This window comes from Candidatus Clostridium helianthi (assembly GCF_045310795.1).
In the GTDB taxonomy this organism is placed as follows: Bacteria; Bacillota; Clostridia; order Clostridiales; family Clostridiaceae; genus Clostridium; species Clostridium helianthi.
This window is the reverse complement of the sequence record NZ_JBJIAB010000030.1, coordinates 44,315-65,836: the sequence shown is the minus strand read 5'-3', so window position 1 is coordinate 65,836 and position 21,522 is coordinate 44,315. Positions and strand designations below refer to the sequence as shown.

Sequence of the window (21,522 nt, the reverse complement as noted above, 5' to 3'; positions counted from 1 at the left end):
CTTCACTTCTTATTTTTTCCATATAAAATTTTATTTAATCACTAAACCAAGCCGTCGCTTTTAGCGATTTAGTTCTAAAATACTATTACGTATCAATTATAACATATTTTGTAAACATCAATTATTCAATTTTCAAAGAACAATATTTTAAATAGCTACTTCGTACTTTTTACATACTGTGTAATATCTTGTCATAGCTCATTAAAAAAATCGCAAATTCAATCTCTGCATAATAGAATTTTATAATATATTCCTTTATTTTACATTTTTACCTTTTCTTAATTTAACATATAGTTCATTTTAATTTACTGTTAAGTTTTATTTTAGTATTATGTAACCCCAAAAATATCACAAACTCATTAATAGTAATTTGATATTCACACCTGCTAATTAGTTTTTCATCTCATGCAATGGGTTACTATAGATAAATTACATTTGCTTATAATAAAAAACAGTTTCGTGTAAATTACCATTATCAGATCTTGCATATTTAGGTATTCGCCCTACCTCGATGTAGCCAATAGACTTATATAACAAGTTTGAAGGATCACCTGCTCTTGTATCTAATGTGATAAGACTTCGCTGTTCATCCTTTGCTTTTTTCTCTGCTGTCTCCATTAAGTACTTGCCTAATCCTTCTCTTCTGGAATCAGAATGTACCATAAGTTTTGCAATTTCTGCACGATGTGTTCCATTTTGTTTTTGACATAAATGTAATTGCACAGTACCAAGTATCCTTCCTCTTACTTTTGCAATCCAAAGTACAACTCCTGTAGTCAATGCTTCTCTCCAATATTTTTTTGCATCTTCTAAACTTAATGGTGGCAAAAAACCAACTGATGCACCCCCTTCAACTACGTTTATCAATAGACTTGAGAGCTCCTGCAAAAGATCATCTGAAATTTGTGTTATTTCCGTAATTTCAAATTTTTTAGTCATAATCAATCCCCCTTTTAGTTTTTTAATTATTATAATATACCATATTATATAGATATAGAACAAAACTTACCATATCATTGTTATATGGTAAGTTTGTAGAATTGTCCTTCCATCTTATCTTAAAAAAATGTATATACTCTAATTTAATCTTCATAAAGGTGTTTATTAGTATTTATATAATTTTCTCCCCAGACGTTCATAGAATCCAAAACTGGCTTTAAGCTCTTTCCTAGTTCTGAAAGTGAGTATTCAACCCTAGGTGGCACTTCAGGATATACCTTTCTAATAATTAATCCATCAGCTTCCATTTGTCGAAGCTGCTGTGTTAACATTTTTTGACTTATCCCATTAATTCCATTCTCAAGTTGGTTAAATCTTTGTGTTCCATCATCATGTAAATTTCTTAAAATAAGAACTTTCCACTTGTGTCCAATAAGTTTAACGGTTTCTTCAATTGGACATAACTTACCACATGTCATCAGCATTCACTCCTATCATATATAAATTGATACTTACTATTTAGTTCGTATCATACAAAATAGTGCCTTCTTGTAAAAAGTTAATAGTGATTATATTATAATACCATAAGTCAACAAAGCATGGGAGGAAATCTATTATGAAAAAATCAAATGTGTCTTTACCATAAAATAGAATTTTAATAATTAGCTTAAATAAATATTATAAATTAAGGAGACGTATAACTATGAAAACTTTGAACATTAACGATATTACAGAAAAAATCAAAAGGAAAGCACTGTTTACAGAGGGCACAATGGACTCAGGTATTTTATTCTACGAACCTGGTGAAACAATGACTCCTCACAAACATTCAGATTTAGATGAAATATTCTATGTAATTAGCGGCAAAGGAATAATAACTATAAATGGCAAGGATTTTTCAATTAAAGAGAATGATATAATGTTATCTCCACATGAAGAAAGCCATGGTTTCACAAATAATGGAGATGAAAAATTGGTAATCTTACAAATAAAAAACACCATTATGAAGTAATTGCAATATCTATAATCATTAGAATAAAAGATTTAGAAGCTTTTATTCTAATGATTACTATTTCAAAACATATAAGAAAGGATGTATTATTATATGTACTATATATCTATGATAATCACAGTTTTAGCAACTGTAATATATAATATCAGTCAAAAATCTATCAATCAATCAACAAATCCATTTATATCAATGATAGTCACATATGTTACCGCAATAATATTCTCTATATTAGCATTAATCATTTTACCCATAGACCGCAATATTATAAGCTCTCTAAAACAATTAAATTGGGCAAGTTATGTATTAGGGATATCTGCATTAGGCCTGGAAATAGGATACTTATATATCTATAGAAGTGGATGGAATATAGCCGTTGCTCCTCTTTTTGTAAGTATAATTTCAACAATAATATTAATTGTCGTTGGTATTTTCATTTATAAAACCAAACTATCCCCTATGAATGCTCTAGGAATATGTTTAAGTATAGTTGGATTAATTCTAATGAATAAAAAGTAAAAACAGTCCTGAAATATCAGATGAATTAATAAATTAATGGATTCTTCCTTCGACACCATAGCTGATTATCGGAGTATTATAATCATAAACAATGAGATACTCTCGATTCCTTTGAGTGGTGTCGCCGACATTGCAGACAAAACCCACGCTAAAGTTAAAGGTTACTTAAAGTAGCTATCTTACCCACTTTAAGCAACCTTTTATTGAATTGAGTTCATAAGCTCAAAGAAATATTTTGACTCTTTGGTTTTATAAAGATTTTACCAAGAATCTAGGGTTTGGTGAGAGAATACATCTAGAATTTTCAATATATGCAAAGCAAATTCAAGAGGAGCTATTCCAGAAGCAGTAATCAAACTTCCATCAGTTACTACACATTCCTGCTTATAATACATCTCTCCATCATAGTTTGGACAAATCATTTTAAGATACCCAAGGTCATTGCTTGTATGATCTCGTTTATCTAGTACTCCCCCCATAGCAAGTCCTATTGTAGCACCACAAATTGCCCCTACAACAATACCTTTCTCTAAATATTTTTCAGCCATTCGTATAATTGGAGCATGAATTGCTTCTGTCCATGTATTCCCACCAGGTAAAATCAAAGCAGTAACATCTTCAATACTACACTCCTCAAGTTCAATTTCTGGCAATATTGTAAGACCTCCCATTGTAGTAATAGGGGCCTTGGTAATTCCTACAGTTACTACTTTTAGCGGCATTAATCCCTTTTTGTAGTACCTTCCCGAATTGATTTCAGCGATTAAATAACCTATTTCCCAGTCTGCCATTGTATCAAATACATAAAGATATACTGTATTCTTCATTTTCTATTCCTCCACATTCATTTTATCTCATATCTAGGAACTATCAAAAAGTTAATTCATTATAAATCTTCTTATTGAATTAAATATTTTTAACTTAAGCTCATCATCTTTCTTAGCTTCATCAAATACTGCGCCTAGATCATTTTTATTATATAGATCACTATAATTTAATTTTAAGTATTTCTCTACTGAATTTATCAAATTTATATCTAATTCTTTATCTTTTATTACCATAATTATCATTCCTTTTATCACAATATTTATTAGCACAAAATGAATTTCATTATATTTTAAATAGTATCCACTTACACCCTTCTATATCATACTTAAGCTCAAATATTTTCTCGATTCCTCCAATGATTGAACTGCAAGTAAATACCCACATTTTATTACCACATAGCTTTTCTAAATCTATACTTATTATTCTTCCTACTTTAATAATTTCGCATTTATTTTCTTCCTCAATTTTGAATCTCAATGGTTTTATTTTCCCATCTTCTTCGAAATGTGCTATCATCTCAATCTTCTTTGAAACAACTTTCATTACCTACACTTCCTCACAATATGCTGCTCATCATTGGATAATCTTCATGTGAACCAGTTCCCCCATTAATCGGTCTCACTCCTGAGTGTAGAAAAGTTGATCTAATAACGCTTTCCTTACCATATTTATTTCTTAAATCATCTAAAGTTTGATCTAGCTTCCTTTGCTTTTCGTTTTTTTCATAGTCAAATAGATTTTCTTGATAATATACATTGCTGCGAAGCTTAGTTACTCGTACTCCTAATTGTCTTATCTTTTCACCTTTCTAAGCTTCCTTAAATGCTTCTTTAATTCCCTCAAATATTTTAGTTGTTGAGTCTGTAAAGTCATTTAATGGCTTCTGATGAGAATAATAATTAAATTGATTAGTTTTAATGCTCACAACAACAAGACTACATAAACTATTACTAGATCTAAGCCTCATAGCTACACTTTCTGTAAGAGATAATAGTATTTTAAACGCTTCATCCATAGTCTCTACATCATAAGCAATAGTTGTTGAATTTCCTATTCCTTTAACTTCTAAATAATTAGAATCCCTTACTTCTGAATTATCGATTCCATTAGCATATTCATATATAAGTTTTCCATGAGAATGCAATTTACTTATTAATAAATTTACATCGGTATCTGCTAATTCCCCTATTGTATTAATATTTAATTTATGAAGTTTTGCTGCACTTGCACGACCAACCATAAACAAATCCTCTACAGGTAAATTCCACATTTTCGTGTGCATTTCATGCTTAAATAAAGTGTGTATGCAGTTTTTAGGTTTAAAATCACTAGCCATCTTAGCAAGTAATTTATTTGTTGAAATTCCAATATTGCAATTGAAACCTAACTCTTCACTTATTCTCATTTTTAATCTCATGGCTACTCTTTTATAATTCTCTTTTAAATGTGTACAATCCATAAAACATTCATCAATACTATATCTTTGAATCTTTGGAGAATATTCAGTAAGCATTTCATATAGCGCATCACTTGATTTCACATACCAATTATAATCTGGAGGATAAATCATGAGATTGTTGCATTTAAGCTTTGCTGAATATATTGGTTCTCCTGTTTTAATACCATACTTTTTTGCTGGTATCGAAGCAGCCAAAATTATTCCATGCCTGTTTTCTTCACTACCTCCAATTACTGAAGGAACTTCACGTATATCAAGTTGACTTCCGTATTGCAAAAGCTTTACTGCAGTCCATGAAAGATATGCTGAATTCACATCAATATGAAAAATCAATTTATCTTCACTAAAATCCATAAAACCAACTCCAAACATATGTTCTTTTGAATATATTATATTGAACATACGTTCTCTTGTAAAGAAAATTTTTCTCTCACCCTTCCCAAACTTTCTTATATAATCATCTATTTCCTTTAAATTCATGTTTTTAGCTACAAAAAATATTGCTGTATAATGCAAATTATTGGAATAAAATGATAAAAAGTTTCTGATATCTCTCAGAGTTATTCAAATATTTGTCCAGGTTATAATTTTATTATTGTAACATGTATACATAAAAAACTTATTATTCCTTCTATGTAAAATAACTGTATAAGTGCTATAATGTAATAATATATGTTTAAATATAAAATATATTTTGGGGTGGTTATACATTTGGAAACAGTAAAAGAAAAACTACTTATTTCTCTTAACTTTATTATTACAAATATTTTATGCAGCATATTCCAAATATTTGTGGTTGGAATTTTAGCAATTGCACAATTGCCTATTGAGGTTCTTAGTTATAAAGTTATCGGTGGAATTTTAGGAGATTGGAAAATTGCATCAGATATTTCTCCTTTTGTTTCATACATAAGTATCGCTTTATTTTATGGTATTATATGGTTGGGCTTTTGGCATGTACTAAGTAAGGTGTCTGAAGGCAATATAAGATACTTTTATTGGAAGCTTGCATTTTCAATAATTCCACTTTTAATAATATTAACTTTTTTTGATCCAAGGCCTAATCATATGGCAATGATAGCTATTCCTAAAGAACCTATTTTTAGTTCACTTTTTACTTCAATAATACTGCTACCGATATATTCAATTCTAATTTACAAGTTTATTTTAAATCGTGAAGTAAATAAAATTAAAATTATGATTTTCGTATCTCTTGTAACCTTCTTTGTTGGTGCTTTAATATTCTATGGAAGCTTAAACTATATGGATGTGATTTATAGTTTCTTTAACTATAAATTTTAAACATCCTAAAGAAAAAATCTAGATACATTGACTTAATGCTCTCCAGAATTTACCTTTACCCTTTAGAATATTAAAAACGGAATCTTAAAATCTGGTGATAAATTACCTCCTCAAAAGGAACTTGCTGATTACCTAGATGTTAACAGCACACTTCTAGATCCATCTAAAGCAATGAATTTAATTGAAATGGGGCAAAATAATAGGGTTTTGAAACTTAAGGACAAGTTCTAAAACCCTATTTGTTTACAGTTTGAAATGCCATATAAATGCATTTTCCTGTTATATATAATTATAAAAATTCCAGTTCACTAAAGGCTTTTATAAATTCTTTTACTCCATACTTCTCAAATTCAACTTCAATCATCATATCATCTTCTTTTAGGACTTTTCCTGTTCCGTATTTCTTGTGGCTTACTTGTTTAATTGATGCTTCATTTATTTCTTCAACTACTGGTAATTCCACTGCTTCATTAGCTGAAATTTCCTCTTTATTTCCTTTAGCCTTTGCCTCTTGAATTTGTTTTTTTAGTTCTTGAAGATTTACATTATTATTTTTAACCTTATCATTTTGAATTAATTTCTCTGGAATCATATGAATATATCTACTTTCTCCAGGAGCTGCCTTTTGATAATCTGGATTTGTATAATAAGACAGCTCTAAGTAATCTTTTGCCCTTGTAATTCCAACAAAAAATAATCTTTGTTCCTCTTCTTCCTCCATATCCCTTGTATGAAGTGGGATTAGCCCATAATTAACTCCTGTAATAAACACATAAGAAAACTCTAAACCTTTAGAGGCATGTAATGTCATAAGCTTAACAGAATCTATATCGCTACTTATATCCTTTTTTAAAATATTTACGCCATATAGAGCTGATGAATTTATAAACTCTCTAAGTCCATCTAAAAATGGCATTTGTTTTTCTTTCACATACTCTATGATTATATCAAGCAATGCATCTATAGCTTCTTTATCATCTATATATGTAGCTGAAGTTGGCTTTATATACTTATCAAATTCAAAGTAATTATAAATCTCTTCTGCTATCTTAATTTCAGAACATTTATTTAAAAATTCATGCATCTTTTCTAGTAGTTCTGACTTAATTATGTTCTGCTCTTTAACTATTTTTCTTGCAGTCTTTTCTGTTATTTTCTCCCCATATTCTTTATTGCTAAGAACATAAATTGCAGAGGAAAAATCATTAGGATTTACGCAAAAGCGAAATAGTTTAATCATCCAATTTAACACTGGACTGTGACTTATGGTTTTCTTCATAGATACTTCAAAAGGAATATCATTTTTTAAAAACACATCTTCAAAGACCTGAGACTGGTCTTGTAGTCTATAAAAAATTGCAATCTCCTTATAAGGCACACCTGATTTATGTATTTCCTTGATCTTATCTACCAAATAACATGCTTCATTAAAAGGATTATAATGATTTTTAACTATAATTTTATTTTCAGTTTCTCTCGCTCCCATTAAGAGGCTTCCATTTTGCTGAAAGCATCTTGCTGCTTCTAAAATAGCATTACTTGAACGATAATTTATTGGAAGGGAAAGCTCCTTTGCATTATATTTATGCTTTAAGGTATAAACAACATTTAAAGAACTTCCACGCCAGCTGTAAATAACCTGATTTGGATCACCAACTGCAAATAATTTAGTATTTTCACCTTTTAACTTATCAATAAAATCAAGCTGTATTTTATCGCTGTCTTGAACCTCATCAATAATAATCCATTTAGGCTCTATTTTATGCTCACCTAATAATAAATTTGCATTTTGCAATATATCTGAAAAAGACATCTTATTTTGTTTTATCTTCTCTTCCTTTAGCAGCTCTGCAAGTTTAAATATATCATCATCATAAGTCGAAATCTTTTCCTCTTCCTTCTCAATAATCATAGCTTGCTCAAGTCTCTTTTTTAAACGGTTCTTATATTTAATTTTGAGCTTTTCTTCTTGGATTATCTGCAAGGCAATGTCTAATTCCTCATCTGGCTCTATTACTAAAAAATCTTTTTCATATCTTATTTTTTCAATTGGCAATACTTCTTTAAGTAGATGAAGGGCCACACTATGAAAAGTTCCAAAGCCCTCTAATTCCTCTGCTTTTATACTCTCATCAGAAGCCATTAATCTTTCTTTAATTTCATTTGCAGCTTTATTAGTAAAAGTTAATACAATCATATCTTTATAACTGATATCTTTTGCATAATGAAGATACACGATTTTTGAAATCAAAACTGTTGTTTTTCCACTTCCAACATTTGCATTTACAACACATGCATCACTTTCATCAAGCACTGCTTCTCTTTGATATTCATTTAGTCTTTTTAGCTCTTTTTCATAATTCATAAGAGATACTGGTTATGAATATGGTAACAAATCATAACCTTCTCCTTTCTAACTGTATTTCTTTTAAGATGAATTAGACTTATTAGATGAATATATTTGCAAATTTGATAACTTTTTTGAGTATCTTAAACTAGAAATCATAAATATTTATTACGAAGAAAACATTTGAAAATGAGCTGTTAAAGGTCCTTAGTTGTAAGTTGTTCCAATTTAGCTTGTCACGCTGAAAGCGGGAGCATGCTGAATTGGGTGCAACTTGCAACTTAGAGCCTTCAGCGATATTTTCATAGCTTTTCGGAGTAAAAATATTTATGATTTCGGTAAGTTCCATATAAGTCTAACGTTCACTTTAAAGCTCTTATTCTGTAAGATATTCATATCTTCTTTGTAATTTACTTTTTACATTCTTTCTATCTTCATCTATCTCTTCAAGTCTAACACTTAATTCAATTCCCATTGGAGCATCTGTATGGAAAGAAATTATATTTAATATGCTCTTTTTATTACTTTCTTCCATTACCCATTCTCTATAAAATGCATTATTTAAAACTAAAATTAAAGTACGATTATCTATTTCAACCTTAGGAATTGTACTTAAAAATTTTGCAAAGGCATCTCCATTCTCCTGCATATACTCACAGAATTCTTTCCATTTTTCCTGTAATTCATTAAACTTAAATGCTTTCTTAATAAAGGTTGATGGAGCATATTGTGCTAACTTAATATCCTTTGGTGCCTCTATTTCCTCTAATAAATTCTTAAGCCCCCATAGAACCATAGCTTTATTTAATTGATAATCTCCAATACATGCAGCGCAGCCATCATCACATGTACATCCGGCCACCATCTTGATTGCATTTTCAATGATCTTTGCAGTTAAATCAAATACTTTCTCAGAATAACCAAGTCCACCTACGTATTTATCATAAATAAACATATAAACTTCGCTATCATAATTTTGACTTATTTCTATTGCATTGTTAGACATTACAACACCTATGTCTTCTTGCTCTGTCATGGTTGCCATCATTGCTGCATTTTTAATTGCATAACATATACCTTCAAAATGATTGTTTCTTATAAAGTTTCCATTTTGACTTTCCTGAAGGAGCCTTCTATATACTGTAACAACATTGTTAGGAATCTTTATCCAAGTGCTTTCTGTATCATAATCCTTTGATAATGGTTTTTCCAACTGTTCAAAGCCTAAATTTTGATGATTATGAAATTGCAGCTTTTTATACATATAAACTATTTCATCAACATTTACATCTCCAAAAGTCACTTTAGTACGCTCATATTCCATATCCTTGCTGCCTTGAATTATCCTTATATTTGTTGTGCCTCCTGGCATTGTATAATAATTTCCATTAAAAGGAATGGCAAAAGCAGTTCTACTTTCTAAGTCAAGCTTCACAACCTGATATTGAACTCCATCATGCATATAAATTGCTCCATTATGAATTTCACGAAAAGCCTGCATTTCATCCATTTCTGTAATTTCTTTATTGTTATCTTTATTTATAAGTTTGTACCTTGCTTTATCAATATTTCTTAAGCTAAAATCCCCTGCTGGAAATGAATTACCACACCATGCAAACTTTCCACTTTGATTAGTCAATTCACTTGCTCTGATTAAAACAGGAATTGTTTCACCTAAATCAGGGAAAATTGAAATATCATCTAAAGTTAATGGGATTTCAGCAGCTGCTGCACGTATATGTACAAGTTCTATTAAAAGATTATTCTTATCTATAACTGCATTTTCACTTCCACTTTCAAAAAGCCAATCTGGATTAATTGCTATGTACTGATCAAAAGGCAGATTATCAAGGATTAAATAATTAGTACTTTCTTTTCCGTTTCTACCTGCTCTTCCACTCTGCTGCCAAAAAGACGCTCTAGTTCCTGGGTATCCTACAATTACTGTTGTATCAATTTTACCAATATCTATTCCAAGCTCTAAAGCATTTGTTGATACTAAACCTCGCAGAACTCCAGTAATCATTTTATTTTCAATTTCTTTACGCTCAAGTGGAGTATATCCTCCCCTGTATCCAGATATCTTGTCTTTTAAAGACGCTCCAAAAAAATTTTCCGTCTCTAGTTTATCTCTTGCTTCTTTTAATACAACCTCAACATTTCTTCTTGATTTGGCAAAAGCAATAAAGCTATTATCATTTTCCACTAAATCAGGTATCAAATCAGCAGCTACTGAAGTTGATTGCACCTGCCCATAATATTTTTTATCATGGCCCATAATCTTTGGCGGTTGCACAAGCTTATAATTTTTCTTTGGAGCTGGTGAACCATCTATGCAAACCTCAAGAAATTTATGTCCACAGATCTCTTCTGCAAGTTCAACTGGATTTGCTACAGTTGCTGAACTGCATAAATACTGAGGAGAGGAATTATAATATCTGCACACTCTACCAAGCCTTCTAAATACATTTGCAAGATGAGAACCAAAAGCACCTCTATAAGTATGAAGCTCATCAATTACGATATATTTTAAATTAGAAAAGATAAAGTCAAAACCAAACTTACTGTGATTCGGTAAAAACGCAGCATTTATCATTTCAGGGTTAGTTAAAATAATATTAGCATTTTTTCTAATTCTGCTTCGCTCATTTACAGGCGTATCCCCATCATAAACTCCTGCTGAAATCCTGTTAGCTCCAAAGTATTCTAAGTAAGGCAAAATGGCACGATACTGATCACTTGCAAGGGCCTTAGTAGGATATATAAAAATTGCTCTAGCCAAAGGATTTGATAAAATTTCTTGAATGACTGGCAGCAAAAAACTAAGAGTTTTTCCACTTGCTGTAGAAGTTGTTATTACAATATTGTTCCTATCCATTGCTTTTCCAAACATTTCTGCTTGATGACTATAAAGCTTATCAATCCCATTTTGAGACAAATACCCACATAATTCTTCTGATAAATTACTTGGGTAATCAACGTAAGCTGCTTCTCTTTTGGGCATTGTTTTATTATATATAATTAAATCGCTTATATTCATTAAATATTGCTCCTATTCTCTTAAGTTACAATCAAAAACAAAACTATTATAGATATCTAACTTTATGTAATAACTTACCGAAATCATAAATATTTTGCTCCGAAAAGCTATGAAAATATCCCTAAAGATTCTAAGTTGCAGGTTTTACCACACCAGCATGCTCCCACTTTCAGTGTGACAAGCTAAAGTGGAACAACCTACAGCTAAGAATCTTATCAGCTCATTTTCAAATGTTTTCTCCGCAAATATATTTATGATTTCTAGTGAAGATATAAACTTGAAGTTTTAGTAACTTTGTAAATCTGTTCATCTAGTAAGTTGAATTCTTAATTTGTTTATCTATATTTTGCAACATAGTTAATTGTTTTCTCATATGTCTAAATTCCTTTATAATTATATACCAAAGTTATTAATAATTATATCTTAATGTGCTAGGATAAAATAATTTAGCTAACACCTAAAAAAGGTAATAAACATTAAAATTAGATGTTTATTACCTTTATTTAAATAGATGAATTCATGGTTTTGTTATGTTAATAAGTTTTTATAAATTGGGGATAGATGATTTGCTGAAGGCTCTTTTGCTTTTCGTAAATTTGGAGTTACCAATGTTCTGACTGCTTACCAATTCTTAACTTAGATTAAAAATATCATATCTTTACATATTGTATTTCAAAATAATATTGCATATCTTGTTGATGGTCGGAAGATTGGTGAAATTTTTAGTTCTTCCGAACATTTCTTAAATTTACTAATATCTTATTATTAATGTTGCTTATATACTTCTATTAACTTTATGATAATTTATATTCTACTCCCAAATAATATCTTGAGATCCAACCTCAATGTTTTTTCTATCACTAATTAAAATAGCTATTCCATGATCCATATCCCAAGAACAATCACATAAAACTCCAATATTCCCTGATTCAAGAATCATAATTGAACTTGGTTTAACAATTCTTGATATATCATCAGGGATTCTATCAAAATCAATATATGGAATCACTTCATTTTCTATTTTTTGAATATACTCTTCTGTCTTTCTTAATGATCTACTAGAAATATCCAATAAGTTTTCTTTAAAATTTATATAACCTTTTCTTTGATCATCATTGATATTTTCATTTTCATAAGCTGAAAAAACTATTTTTAGTTTCAGATCATATCCCCACAATTTGAAATTCTCTTCTTTTGTCCAGCCTCTATCAAACACTAGTGTACCTAATACTTCATCATTTATAGTACTCATTTCTTGCCTCCTATTCATTCATTTTATTAAGTTTAAGTAAAGTCTTATCTCATTTTACTTATTACCATCTGAAGAAGATTGTTCTTTTGCTTTAGCTTCAGAAACGCCACCAGAATGACGAACATTTCCGTGTACCTCAGTTGGTACTTTCTCCATTGTCTTACAGTCACTTCTTTCATGCCATGTATATCCATTTTCTTTCATCCATGCCTTTACTTCTTCTTTTGTGCATCCACGTTGTTCTGCTAATTTTTCAGTAGCTTGATCAAAATTTCCCCCTTTTCCATAACGGTTAGTTGAAAAATCTTCTATCTCAACAGTTCCCTTTGAAACTTCTGAAAAATCTGGTTCACCATCTTTAAATGGAATACTATCTATCCCATATTTATCTAAAATTTCTCCCCAACTCAAACCATCAGGATTAGTCTTAGGATTTTCTGGAATATAATTTCTATCTGGATACCACTCTGAGTTTCCTCTTTCACCGCTCCATGTACCTCCATGTCCCTCAAGTGGACATCCTTTTGCATCATTTACTTCCTTAGTTTCCTTGTTATTATTTAAAGGTTTGTCTGCATCTTCAAAAGATTGAGAACTTGATTTTAAGTTTTCATTAAAATTTGGCATAATATCTTTATATGATGATACTTCCTTGACAGTTTCCTTTAATGCATTAATTAATCCTTCCATCATAACATTTCCTCCTCTTATGTTAATGGTAACTGTCAACTCTAAAGGCTCCTAAAATACCCTCCACCTTCATCTTCCGTCAAATCAACACTTGTGTCTCCATCTCCATCTCTCCAAAAACCGCTAATAAATGTACCATCTGATTTAGTATAATCATCTACCCAATGAGGTTTTACAAATGTCTCTCCATCTCCAGATCCATTTAAAGATTGATCTGCCTCATCAAAGGAATCTATAACTGATTCTACGGTATTAAACATATTTGGCAAAAATGATGGAAGAAATGATCCATTATCTTCTGTTTCTTTTGTTTCATTATCTAATCCTTCTATCATAAAACCTTCCCCCTCATATAATCACTCCAACCAAAATAGAAATTTTCTAATTCCTTATGTTCCTTAGCCTTTTCTCTTAGTAAACACTGTAGAATAGCATTTCTATAATCTTCTTCTAAATCACATACTATAGGATCTATATTTTCTAAAATAATTTTATTCCATTCTTTGATATTGGATGCATTAGCTGCTAACTTAAATGCTTCATCTTTAGAATATAATTTTGCAATTATTCCTGATACATGCTTTAACTCAGATAGATCAGTTGTTTTTAGTGTTTTTACTATATTTATTTTAACACCTGAAACAAAGTTTGATTTAATTATCCATTGTTCTAAGTCATCAATATCATAATCAATTTTTTCACCCACATGTTTTGAAAGCAATATTTTACTCAAATCTTTCTTAAAAGACTTATCAAATTCACTTAGCTCTTCTCTTTCTATAAATTCTTTTTCTTCACCTTCAAATCTATCTACTTTACATAATACAGACTCTAACCAATTATTTTGATATACTGCAGCAACTCCAGTTTCAAGTTTTGCCAATTCTAAAATTTGATCGTCATTTAACCCTGCTGATTTACCAACAAGTTCCCTATCAGATTGATCTGGTAATCTTAAAATTATCTTGGTATTTGTATTACGTATTGCTGACATATCTAATAAACCAGGTGCTTGATCTGCTATTATAAATCCTTCACCATAAGTTCTCATTTCTGCAATAGAATTTGATATCATCTCAACAGATTTTCCAACTAAATTAGAACTTTCTGAAGATTGTTCCGCCGATGTTCTCTTTAATATATTATGGGCTTCTTCAAGCACTGTTATATGTTTTAATGGTTTATTCATCCCTCCCTGGGATATTCTATGTTCTTGAAGCCTCATTACAAGTATTCCCATAATCATAGACTTTGTTTCAACTGATCCAACTCTGCTCAAATCTACAATAACATTTGAATCAAAAAGAATTTCATTATCTATTTCATCGCTTGAAAAAATTCTTCCATTAATACCATTAGTAAGCGATTTAACTCTTGTAACTAAAGAACCTACATAATTTCCTTTGACTTCTTCAGAAAACGCTGATTCATTTACTACTTTATTAAGCTTAATTAAAACATCCGCAAAAGTCGGGAATAAATTATTATTATATCTATTTTCAGATGAGTCTAAATCCCATCCACATTCTTCATAGGCTCTTTCAACAGCATCTTTTAATACTGCTGGCATAGCTGCATACATTGGCCAGCAAACATTAAATATTTCTATTAATCTATCAATATGTTCTAATACATGTATTTCTCCAGAAAATTTAAATGGATTTATTTTTAACATCCTTGTTCTTTTAGGATTAGTCCCAAGTACAGTTACATCAGACCTATGCCCTAAAACATTCTTGTATTCTCCTTTAGCTGGTTCTACTACTAAAAATTTAACATTTCTATCATTTAAACGTCCTAACATATTGTAAATTGTGTTTGATTTACCTGCTCCTGTTGAACCTGTTATAAATGTATGCATTGCTAGACTTTGGCTATCTAAATTAATATCTGTATTTTCGCATTGCCCCATATGATACACATTACCAAGTTTAACGCTATTTCCACTATTCTTATTTGACAATGTAAAGATATTTCTTCCAAATTCAGCAGTTTCAACAACTGGTAATCCTACAATTGATTTCTTAGGTAAAGCTAAGTGCATAGCTAATTCTTTGCCACTCACTATCGACGCAGGTGAAACTTTAATATATTCATCATTATCATTTAAATATAACTTAAATAATGGATGTGATAATTTTTCAAGATACTTTTGAACCCTTCTGTTATCTCTACCATAATGCCAAGTATTAATAAACGAACATTCAACAGATGAATTTTCTCCTCTCATAAGTGCATTATACGTACTCGCGGCTATTTCATTTACAGCTGCATTATTAGAAATAAAATATGCTCCAAAACCGAAAGTTCCAAAGTCCTCACATTTCTTTACACGTTCTAATTGTTCGTCTATTCTTTCAAGTAATGATTTAACTCCTCTATTTTCACAACTTATTTGAATAGATCTTCCTTTTGTATTCCCTTCGCTTGTTGATGAGCTACTTTGATTTGAAGTAGATTTACTGCTTCCCTCTTGATTACTTTGTCCATAAGATATTGATGCATTATATGATTGCCCATTTGTTGTATTCTCAGAATAAGTTTTACTTCCTACAATAGCACTAATTGCGCTTGAAGCCGCACCTCCAATTGCTCCTCCAATTATTGCTCCAACAGGTCCACCTATTGCTGTTCCGGCCACTGTTCCTACTGCTGCTATTCCTACACCTAATGCTGCTCCCAAATTTTTAGTTTCTGATTCTCCAAAACTTTTCGAATTGCTCCAACCATTGGATTCAGAATGATTTTGAGTATAACTTATACTTGTGTTAACTGTATCTGTAATCCCAGTAGTGCTTCCCTCTGTTAAAGTAAGAGTATCATTTTCATTAAATGACAATTCACTCTTTAGAAATGGAGAAAGCTCAGAATATAAATTTTCATATCCAGCTCTCATGACTTGAATTTCATTATTGGGTACTGGATCTGCTATCAATATTGCAGTATATGCTTTTCCGTTAAGTGAATCAACAAACTTTTCAAGACCTTGGATATAACTTTCTACATCATTACTATCATTCACTCTTAATGCTGCTACTCCTGAAACAGAAGTAATAATTTTTCTTTCATTGTCATCCTCATCAAATATGCTCTCATATAACTTTTCAAATTCGTTATTAGTTAAATTATCTAATTTGCTGCCAGCAAAATTAGCCTCAAATGTTCCTTCTAATATTTCTGCTTGAACAGTTAAGTCCTCCTCTAAATTCTTATTAATTACGCCAATATAATAATCAATTTTATTTCCATCACTGTTTATTATTGTGGTAACTGATGCTCCTGAAATTGAAGCCGCATTTAGAACGGTAGCAAGCTTGTCTAACATATTTTCATTCTTACTATATACAAGTTTATTAATTTTTATAAATCTTGCTTTAGAAATAATATCAACATTCTCTAATTCCCTAGGAAGTCTTATTATTTCTAATTTCTCTAAGTTCCTTAAGTAGTTCTTATTTATAATATTATCTGCATTACTAAACGCTTGAATTAAATCTTGCTTTCTTCTTACATCCAAACTATCCTTTTCTCTTTTTATTACCTCCATCTGTACCTCCTCAAATTTCTAATGTAAATTAGAAATTAAATTTATTTTTAATTTTTTTTACTGAATTAATGGTTTTATCCTTAGCTGCATCAAGTAGACTCTTATTCTTATAATATCCCACTACTTTTATTGGCAGGTCCTTATGTTTAGATTCTTTAATTTCTAAATTATCAATTGAATTGCTGCCATCACTACAATTTGATTGATAAGGTTCTGTGTTTTCATTACACTTGTTTTCCTCATATAAAAATTCATCTGTATCAGTTGTTGCACTCGGATTACTGTTATAACCTAAACTTTCTTCCATAGTTTCTTTATCACTATGCCAAATTCTATCTATATCATCTGTTTCATCAGTTTCTTCTATATTCTTTACTTCATTGACTTCATTATGAAACTCACTGCTACTGCTATTGCTGCTACCGTCACAATCCCAGCTACCACTAGACCAGCTTTTGATTCCTTCTTCGCATTCATTTTCTTCTGATGATGGCATTGAGTTTTTTTTCCGTGAGAAGTACCTCCATGTGCAGTAGATGATACTGTATTTTCTGAGTTCAGGCTTTTACCATATAAGTGTTTTCCTATTTTTTTAACATCATCAATTCTTTCTTTACAAAAATTAACCTTTAAATTATATACTGCTTCTCCAAAATCATCTTCAGTTATATTCCCTTCATTAATTTTTTTACTTAAAAGTTCTCCATTATCAAAACTTTCAAGTATTTTTAAATTTGTTTCTTCACAAATATAATCTAATGTATTCTTAAATTCTCCTTTTGAAAAACTTCTATCACTAAAAATTATTCCAACAAAAGCTCCTCTTAAACCTCTAATATCATTATTTTGTATACATTCTTGAACTAATTTATTTGGTACAAATCTACTCATTTTTCTCCTCCTAAAATTTATTTTAATTCTATACATAGTTTATAAAGAAATACTTGTTATATTATTTATTCTCTGTATAACATCCTCTAACCATATTTTTGTTTTCTTATTCTTTTCTACACGTTCCTTAATTTCTGCTTCATCTCTTGTATTTCGATCTAATTCTGCTAATGTATTTATCATAACCTTATCTAATTTATTTAATTCTGACTTAAAGTATTCTTTTAATCTGTTAATATCCTCTTTACTCTTATCTTTTGCACTATCTATGTTATATTGAGTTTGATTGGATAATTTCGCCATATACTCTTTTACTAAGCTAGATATATTTATATACTCTATTTCTCCAACTTTTTCGTTAACTGTATAGTAACTATCCTCAAACCAAGTCCAAAATTTATACCATTTTTTATTTTCATTTTTATATCTTCTTTCTTCATAAATATTTTCTGTTTCTTCATATTTCGCTATAAGATCGTCAACATTATCAATTTTAATCTTTTGTATTGTTCTTACCTTTGAAAAATTAAACCCTTCAATTCTAATATCATTTTGAAGTTCCTTCAAATATGACTCATACTCATTAATAAGCCTTTCTCCCTGGTCAATTACTGAATTTTTAATTGTTATATCTAAACTTAATTCAAAATTCTTTTGTAATTTGTTTGTCTCATTTTTAAATACATTTATATGATTTTGCGCTAAAGACTTTTCTATCTTATCTTTTCCCTCATATTTTCTTGTTAATTGATCAAACGATAGCACTAATTTTTTTTCAACTTCTTTAAATCTGGACTCATCTATATTAAATCTATCAATTTTTGATTTTATTAAATTTACTCTTTCTCCATTTGCTATTTTCTTCTTTGCATCTTCTATTTGTAATCTTATCTTGTTATATGCATTAGAATCACTGGCTAATTCCTTATCTAAATTATTCTTCATTATGTCTTCTTCTGCAATAGTTTGAAATTCGCCAATTGCATCGTTAATTTTTATAGGATAAGCATATTTATCAAGATATTCATTTATTGCCTCTTCTATAGCTGGTATTCCAGTATGAATAAGTGCTTCTTCATACTCATTTCCTTCTTTTACTGCCATATTTAATTTATATTCTATTTTCATTCTACAACTTTCAGAAAGTGATGCCATTTTTTCAAAATGAAACCCCGGTATCTCTATAAAATCTTCATATACAGATAAATCCTTCTTTTCTTTTCTTGTAAGTTCTATGCCCCTTTGTTGCATTCTTATTAACTTAGCTGTTTGAGCCGATACTGGGAATAAATTAGGTTCGTCTATTCCATAATTAGCTAAATACTCAGTAACTGATTTTAATAATGATGGAATAGATTCATTCTTTTCACAATCAAATTCATCGCATTTGTTTATTGCAAATATAAATCTATCTTTTGATTGTTTCCCCCCTCTTTTCATTTGATTAGCTATCATTTGCAGAAGAATGCTATCATCATTAATTCCAAATTGTGTTGCATTTATTACATATAAAACTATCCCCTTATTTTTATCTTCAATTATACTTTCAGTTAGCTCTCCATGGTCAGCATTTCTAGCATTATTAGGCCCTGGTGTATCCATAAGTAAGAGATTCATTTTTTCTGAGGAAATATTAGGTAAACACCCTTCAATATCTATATACGTTACCTTTTCATCTTCATTATATTTTTCAATATCTTCTATAGATACTTTCTTTCTTTTATAAACTATTCTTTCATTTTCATCTCTACATTCAGCTGTAAATTCCTTATACCTGTCATCTGCTGTAATTCTTGCAATAGTAGCCGTACATGCTTCATTTTTTGATGGTAGCAATTCATATCCAATTAAAGAATTGATAAGTGTTGATTTTCCGCTACTCATTGTAGCTATTACATTTATTCTAAATTTAGATGACTTAACTTCATTATACGCTTTTTTGATTTCTTTTGATTTTAATTCCTCAATAGGTCCATTATCAAATATATTTATTAGTTCATCAATTTCTTTTAATATGTCCTTATCATCCTTAACTTCTACATGTTTTAAAGTTATTTTTAACGACTTCTTATTTTTATCAATAGTTAATTTCAAATCTTCAAAATCTATTTTTCTTCCTTCAAATACTATCTTTAACTCATTATCATTAGTAACTTTTCTTAATTCTTCTACTATTCCATTCCAATTATTATTGTTTTTTTCAAGCCAATATTGTAATCTTTTTTTGCTCTGAGTCGCTAATGTACTATTAGGACTAACAGGACTATTGTTAATTATAAATTCAGTTTCTACTTTATATGGATTGTATTTTATATATAAATTTGTCATTACAGTTCATCCCCCTAAAAATTGTTTTATTTAATGCTTTTGTCATCTTCAATAATCATTTCTATATTTTGAATGGCTTTTTCTACTATTGCTTTTATACTACCGTTATCGCTACACTTATTGATAACACATTTCATCATTATTTCTCCACTTTCACGATATGTTTCATCATATACTTTTTTTAACTTTTCGTACGTTAAATTGTGAAATTGCTTATTCTTAGAATATGCTTCAATTCTTTTGACTTCTTTAGCTATCTCATAATCTTTATATATTTTTAATAAATCTATATTTATCCTTTTAATGATTTCTTCGCTTTTTGTTTGATTATTATTTCCTTTTTTAATATTTTTTCCTTTGTTAAACTTAACTTTTGGAATATATTTATTGATTTCATCAAATAGCAACTCATTAATTATATTCTCAACTAGGTTAATTCCTGTATTATTGATAGCTTCTAATAAATCATATTCAGAAAAAACTTCTCCATCAATCTCTATCGTTTCATTGTTTTTTGAATTCATATATGCAAATTTATTTAAATTATAATTATTGTTTTTAAACAAATCATAGTAATTTCTAAACTCTCTTTTTTCTCTTCTTGTTAACTTTTCTCTATTTATAGCTTGTCTGAATAGTTTAGCTGCTAAAGCCGATATAGGAATTATCGTCGGATTTTTCATACCATTCCCTTCAATATATTCACGTATTGAATTCATCGTCTTTCTTATGTCTTCTTTTTGCAAATCAAATTCATCTATTTTATTTACTACAAACAAAATTTTCAATTTATTTTCAGACTTCTTAACTTTATCTTGTATATGTAGCATAAGTTCCAAATCATCATTTATCCCAAACTGAGTTGCATTGATTATATATAATATTAATCCTTCATCAAGTTTATCAAGCAACTTATAAGTTTCCTCTTGATGTGTTGAATCTCCTGAAAAATTTGTTCCTGGAGTATCTATTATTACTGTTGCTCTACTATGATTTTTAATAGATTTAATATCTCCTTCTATTAATATTTGTTTTATTTCATTTTTCGCATTAAAACCATTAACAACATTGTCACTGTCTAAAGTAATTACATCCCTTTTTCCATCACTGTAATCTATATATGCCTTAAATTCTTTGGCTGTATCATTATCTAATATTGGCATAATCTTTGCTGTGCAAGCTTGATTTTGCGATGGCAAAATTTCAGTTCCCATTAATGCGTTAATAAACGTAGATTTACCGCTACTCATAGTTGCAATTACTACAATTTTAAATATTTTTGAATCATCTATCCCATAACTCTTTAACACTTATTTAATTCTCCTCTTTAATATCTTTTATAAACTTGTCAATTTTCTTAATACTATTTGA

Annotated in this window: 17 protein-coding genes and 1 pseudogene; 3 read left to right on the top strand and 15 right to left on the bottom strand. The window is 29.6% G+C overall.

Features of this window, described 5'->3' with window-relative positions:
- Window positions 1-429: 429 nt before the first annotated feature.
- Both ACJDTP_RS19525 and ACJDTP_RS19520 read right to left on the bottom strand, forming a co-directional pair.
- Window positions 430-939, bottom strand: a complete 510-nt coding sequence (locus ACJDTP_RS19525) for a GNAT family N-acetyltransferase (RefSeq protein ID WP_406762181.1) — start codon at window positions 937-939, stop codon at window positions 430-432.
- A 143-nt stretch (window positions 940-1,082) separates the two neighbouring features.
- On the bottom strand, window positions 1,083-1,418 hold the full coding sequence (locus ACJDTP_RS19520) for a winged helix-turn-helix transcriptional regulator (protein WP_077840284.1): 336 nt from the start codon (window positions 1,416-1,418) through the stop codon (window positions 1,083-1,085).
- Window positions 1,419-1,642: 224 nt separating this feature from the next.
- On the opposite strand from ACJDTP_RS19520, the gene ACJDTP_RS19515 reads away from it, so the two are divergent.
- Window positions 1,643-1,951, top strand: a complete 309-nt coding sequence (locus ACJDTP_RS19515) for a cupin domain-containing protein (RefSeq protein WP_077843289.1) — start codon at window positions 1,643-1,645, stop codon at window positions 1,949-1,951.
- A gap of 93 nt (window positions 1,952-2,044) precedes the next feature.
- The gene (locus tag ACJDTP_RS19510; protein WP_279269935.1) at window positions 2,045-2,467 is read left to right on the top strand and encodes an EamA family transporter; all 423 of its coding nucleotides are present in this window, start codon (window positions 2,045-2,047) and stop codon (window positions 2,465-2,467) included.
- A gap of 260 nt (window positions 2,468-2,727) precedes the next feature.
- Here ACJDTP_RS19510 and ACJDTP_RS19505 read toward each other — a convergent pair whose 3' ends face one another.
- The 4 genes and pseudogenes from ACJDTP_RS19505 to ACJDTP_RS19490 form a co-directional block, all read right to left on the bottom strand.
- Window positions 2,728-3,294 (bottom strand): type 1 glutamine amidotransferase family protein, encoded by a 567-nt coding sequence (locus ACJDTP_RS19505; protein ID WP_406762180.1) that lies wholly within the window; start codon window positions 3,292-3,294, stop codon window positions 2,728-2,730.
- 51 nt (window positions 3,295-3,345) lie between these two features.
- Window positions 3,346-3,528: a hypothetical protein gene (locus tag ACJDTP_RS19500; RefSeq protein ID WP_077840280.1), complete on the bottom strand. Its 183-nt coding sequence runs from the start codon at window positions 3,526-3,528 to the stop codon at window positions 3,346-3,348.
- Between the two features lie 49 nt (window positions 3,529-3,577).
- On the bottom strand, window positions 3,578-3,838 hold the full coding sequence (locus ACJDTP_RS19495) for a hypothetical protein (RefSeq protein WP_077840279.1): 261 nt from the start codon (window positions 3,836-3,838) through the stop codon (window positions 3,578-3,580).
- A 13-nt stretch (window positions 3,839-3,851) separates the two neighbouring features.
- A pseudogene (locus ACJDTP_RS19490) lies at window positions 3,852-5,108 on the bottom strand (Y-family DNA polymerase).
- Between the two features lie 357 nt (window positions 5,109-5,465).
- Between ACJDTP_RS19490 and ACJDTP_RS19485 the strand changes: the two are divergent.
- Window positions 5,466-6,056: a hypothetical protein gene (locus ACJDTP_RS19485; RefSeq protein ID WP_406762179.1), complete on the top strand. Its 591-nt coding sequence runs from the start codon at window positions 5,466-5,468 to the stop codon at window positions 6,054-6,056.
- 289 nt (window positions 6,057-6,345) lie between these two features.
- Here ACJDTP_RS19485 and ACJDTP_RS19480 read toward each other — a convergent pair whose 3' ends face one another.
- From ACJDTP_RS19480 to ACJDTP_RS19440, 9 genes are all read right to left on the bottom strand, one after another.
- The gene (locus tag ACJDTP_RS19480; protein WP_406762178.1) at window positions 6,346-8,421 is read right to left on the bottom strand and encodes an ATP-dependent helicase; all 2,076 of its coding nucleotides are present in this window, start codon (window positions 8,419-8,421) and stop codon (window positions 6,346-6,348) included.
- A 358-nt stretch (window positions 8,422-8,779) separates the two neighbouring features.
- On the bottom strand, window positions 8,780-11,443 hold the full coding sequence (locus ACJDTP_RS19475) for a DEAD/DEAH box helicase (protein ID WP_406762177.1): 2,664 nt from the start codon (window positions 11,441-11,443) through the stop codon (window positions 8,780-8,782).
- An 811-nt stretch (window positions 11,444-12,254) separates the two neighbouring features.
- Window positions 12,255-12,695: a DUF6985 domain-containing protein gene (locus tag ACJDTP_RS19470; RefSeq protein WP_406762176.1), complete on the bottom strand. Its 441-nt coding sequence runs from the start codon at window positions 12,693-12,695 to the stop codon at window positions 12,255-12,257.
- A gap of 54 nt (window positions 12,696-12,749) precedes the next feature.
- Window positions 12,750-13,388 (bottom strand): HNH endonuclease, encoded by a 639-nt coding sequence (locus ACJDTP_RS19465; RefSeq protein WP_406762175.1) that lies wholly within the window; start codon window positions 13,386-13,388, stop codon window positions 12,750-12,752.
- Window positions 13,389-13,426: 38 nt separating this feature from the next.
- Complete coding sequence (locus tag ACJDTP_RS19460; protein WP_406762174.1) at window positions 13,427-13,720, bottom strand: hypothetical protein; 294 nt, start codon at window positions 13,718-13,720, stop codon at window positions 13,427-13,429.
- On the bottom strand, window positions 13,717-16,932 hold the full coding sequence (locus ACJDTP_RS19455) for an ATP-binding protein (RefSeq protein ID WP_406762173.1): 3,216 nt from the start codon (window positions 16,930-16,932) through the stop codon (window positions 13,717-13,719). The genes ACJDTP_RS19460 and ACJDTP_RS19455 overlap by 4 nt, the downstream gene beginning before the upstream one ends.
- Window positions 16,933-17,304: 372 nt before the next feature.
- Window positions 17,305-17,823 (bottom strand): hypothetical protein, encoded by a 519-nt coding sequence (locus ACJDTP_RS19450; protein ID WP_406762172.1) that lies wholly within the window; start codon window positions 17,821-17,823, stop codon window positions 17,305-17,307.
- A 39-nt stretch (window positions 17,824-17,862) separates the two neighbouring features.
- Entirely contained in the window at window positions 17,863-20,151 is a 2,289-nt protein-coding gene (locus ACJDTP_RS19445) for a dynamin family protein (RefSeq protein WP_406762171.1), read from the bottom strand.
- Window positions 20,152-20,177: 26 nt separating this feature from the next.
- Window positions 20,178-21,461, bottom strand: a complete 1,284-nt coding sequence (locus tag ACJDTP_RS19440; RefSeq protein ID WP_406762170.1) for a dynamin family protein — start codon at window positions 21,459-21,461, stop codon at window positions 20,178-20,180.
- Window positions 21,462-21,522 lie beyond the last annotated feature (61 nt).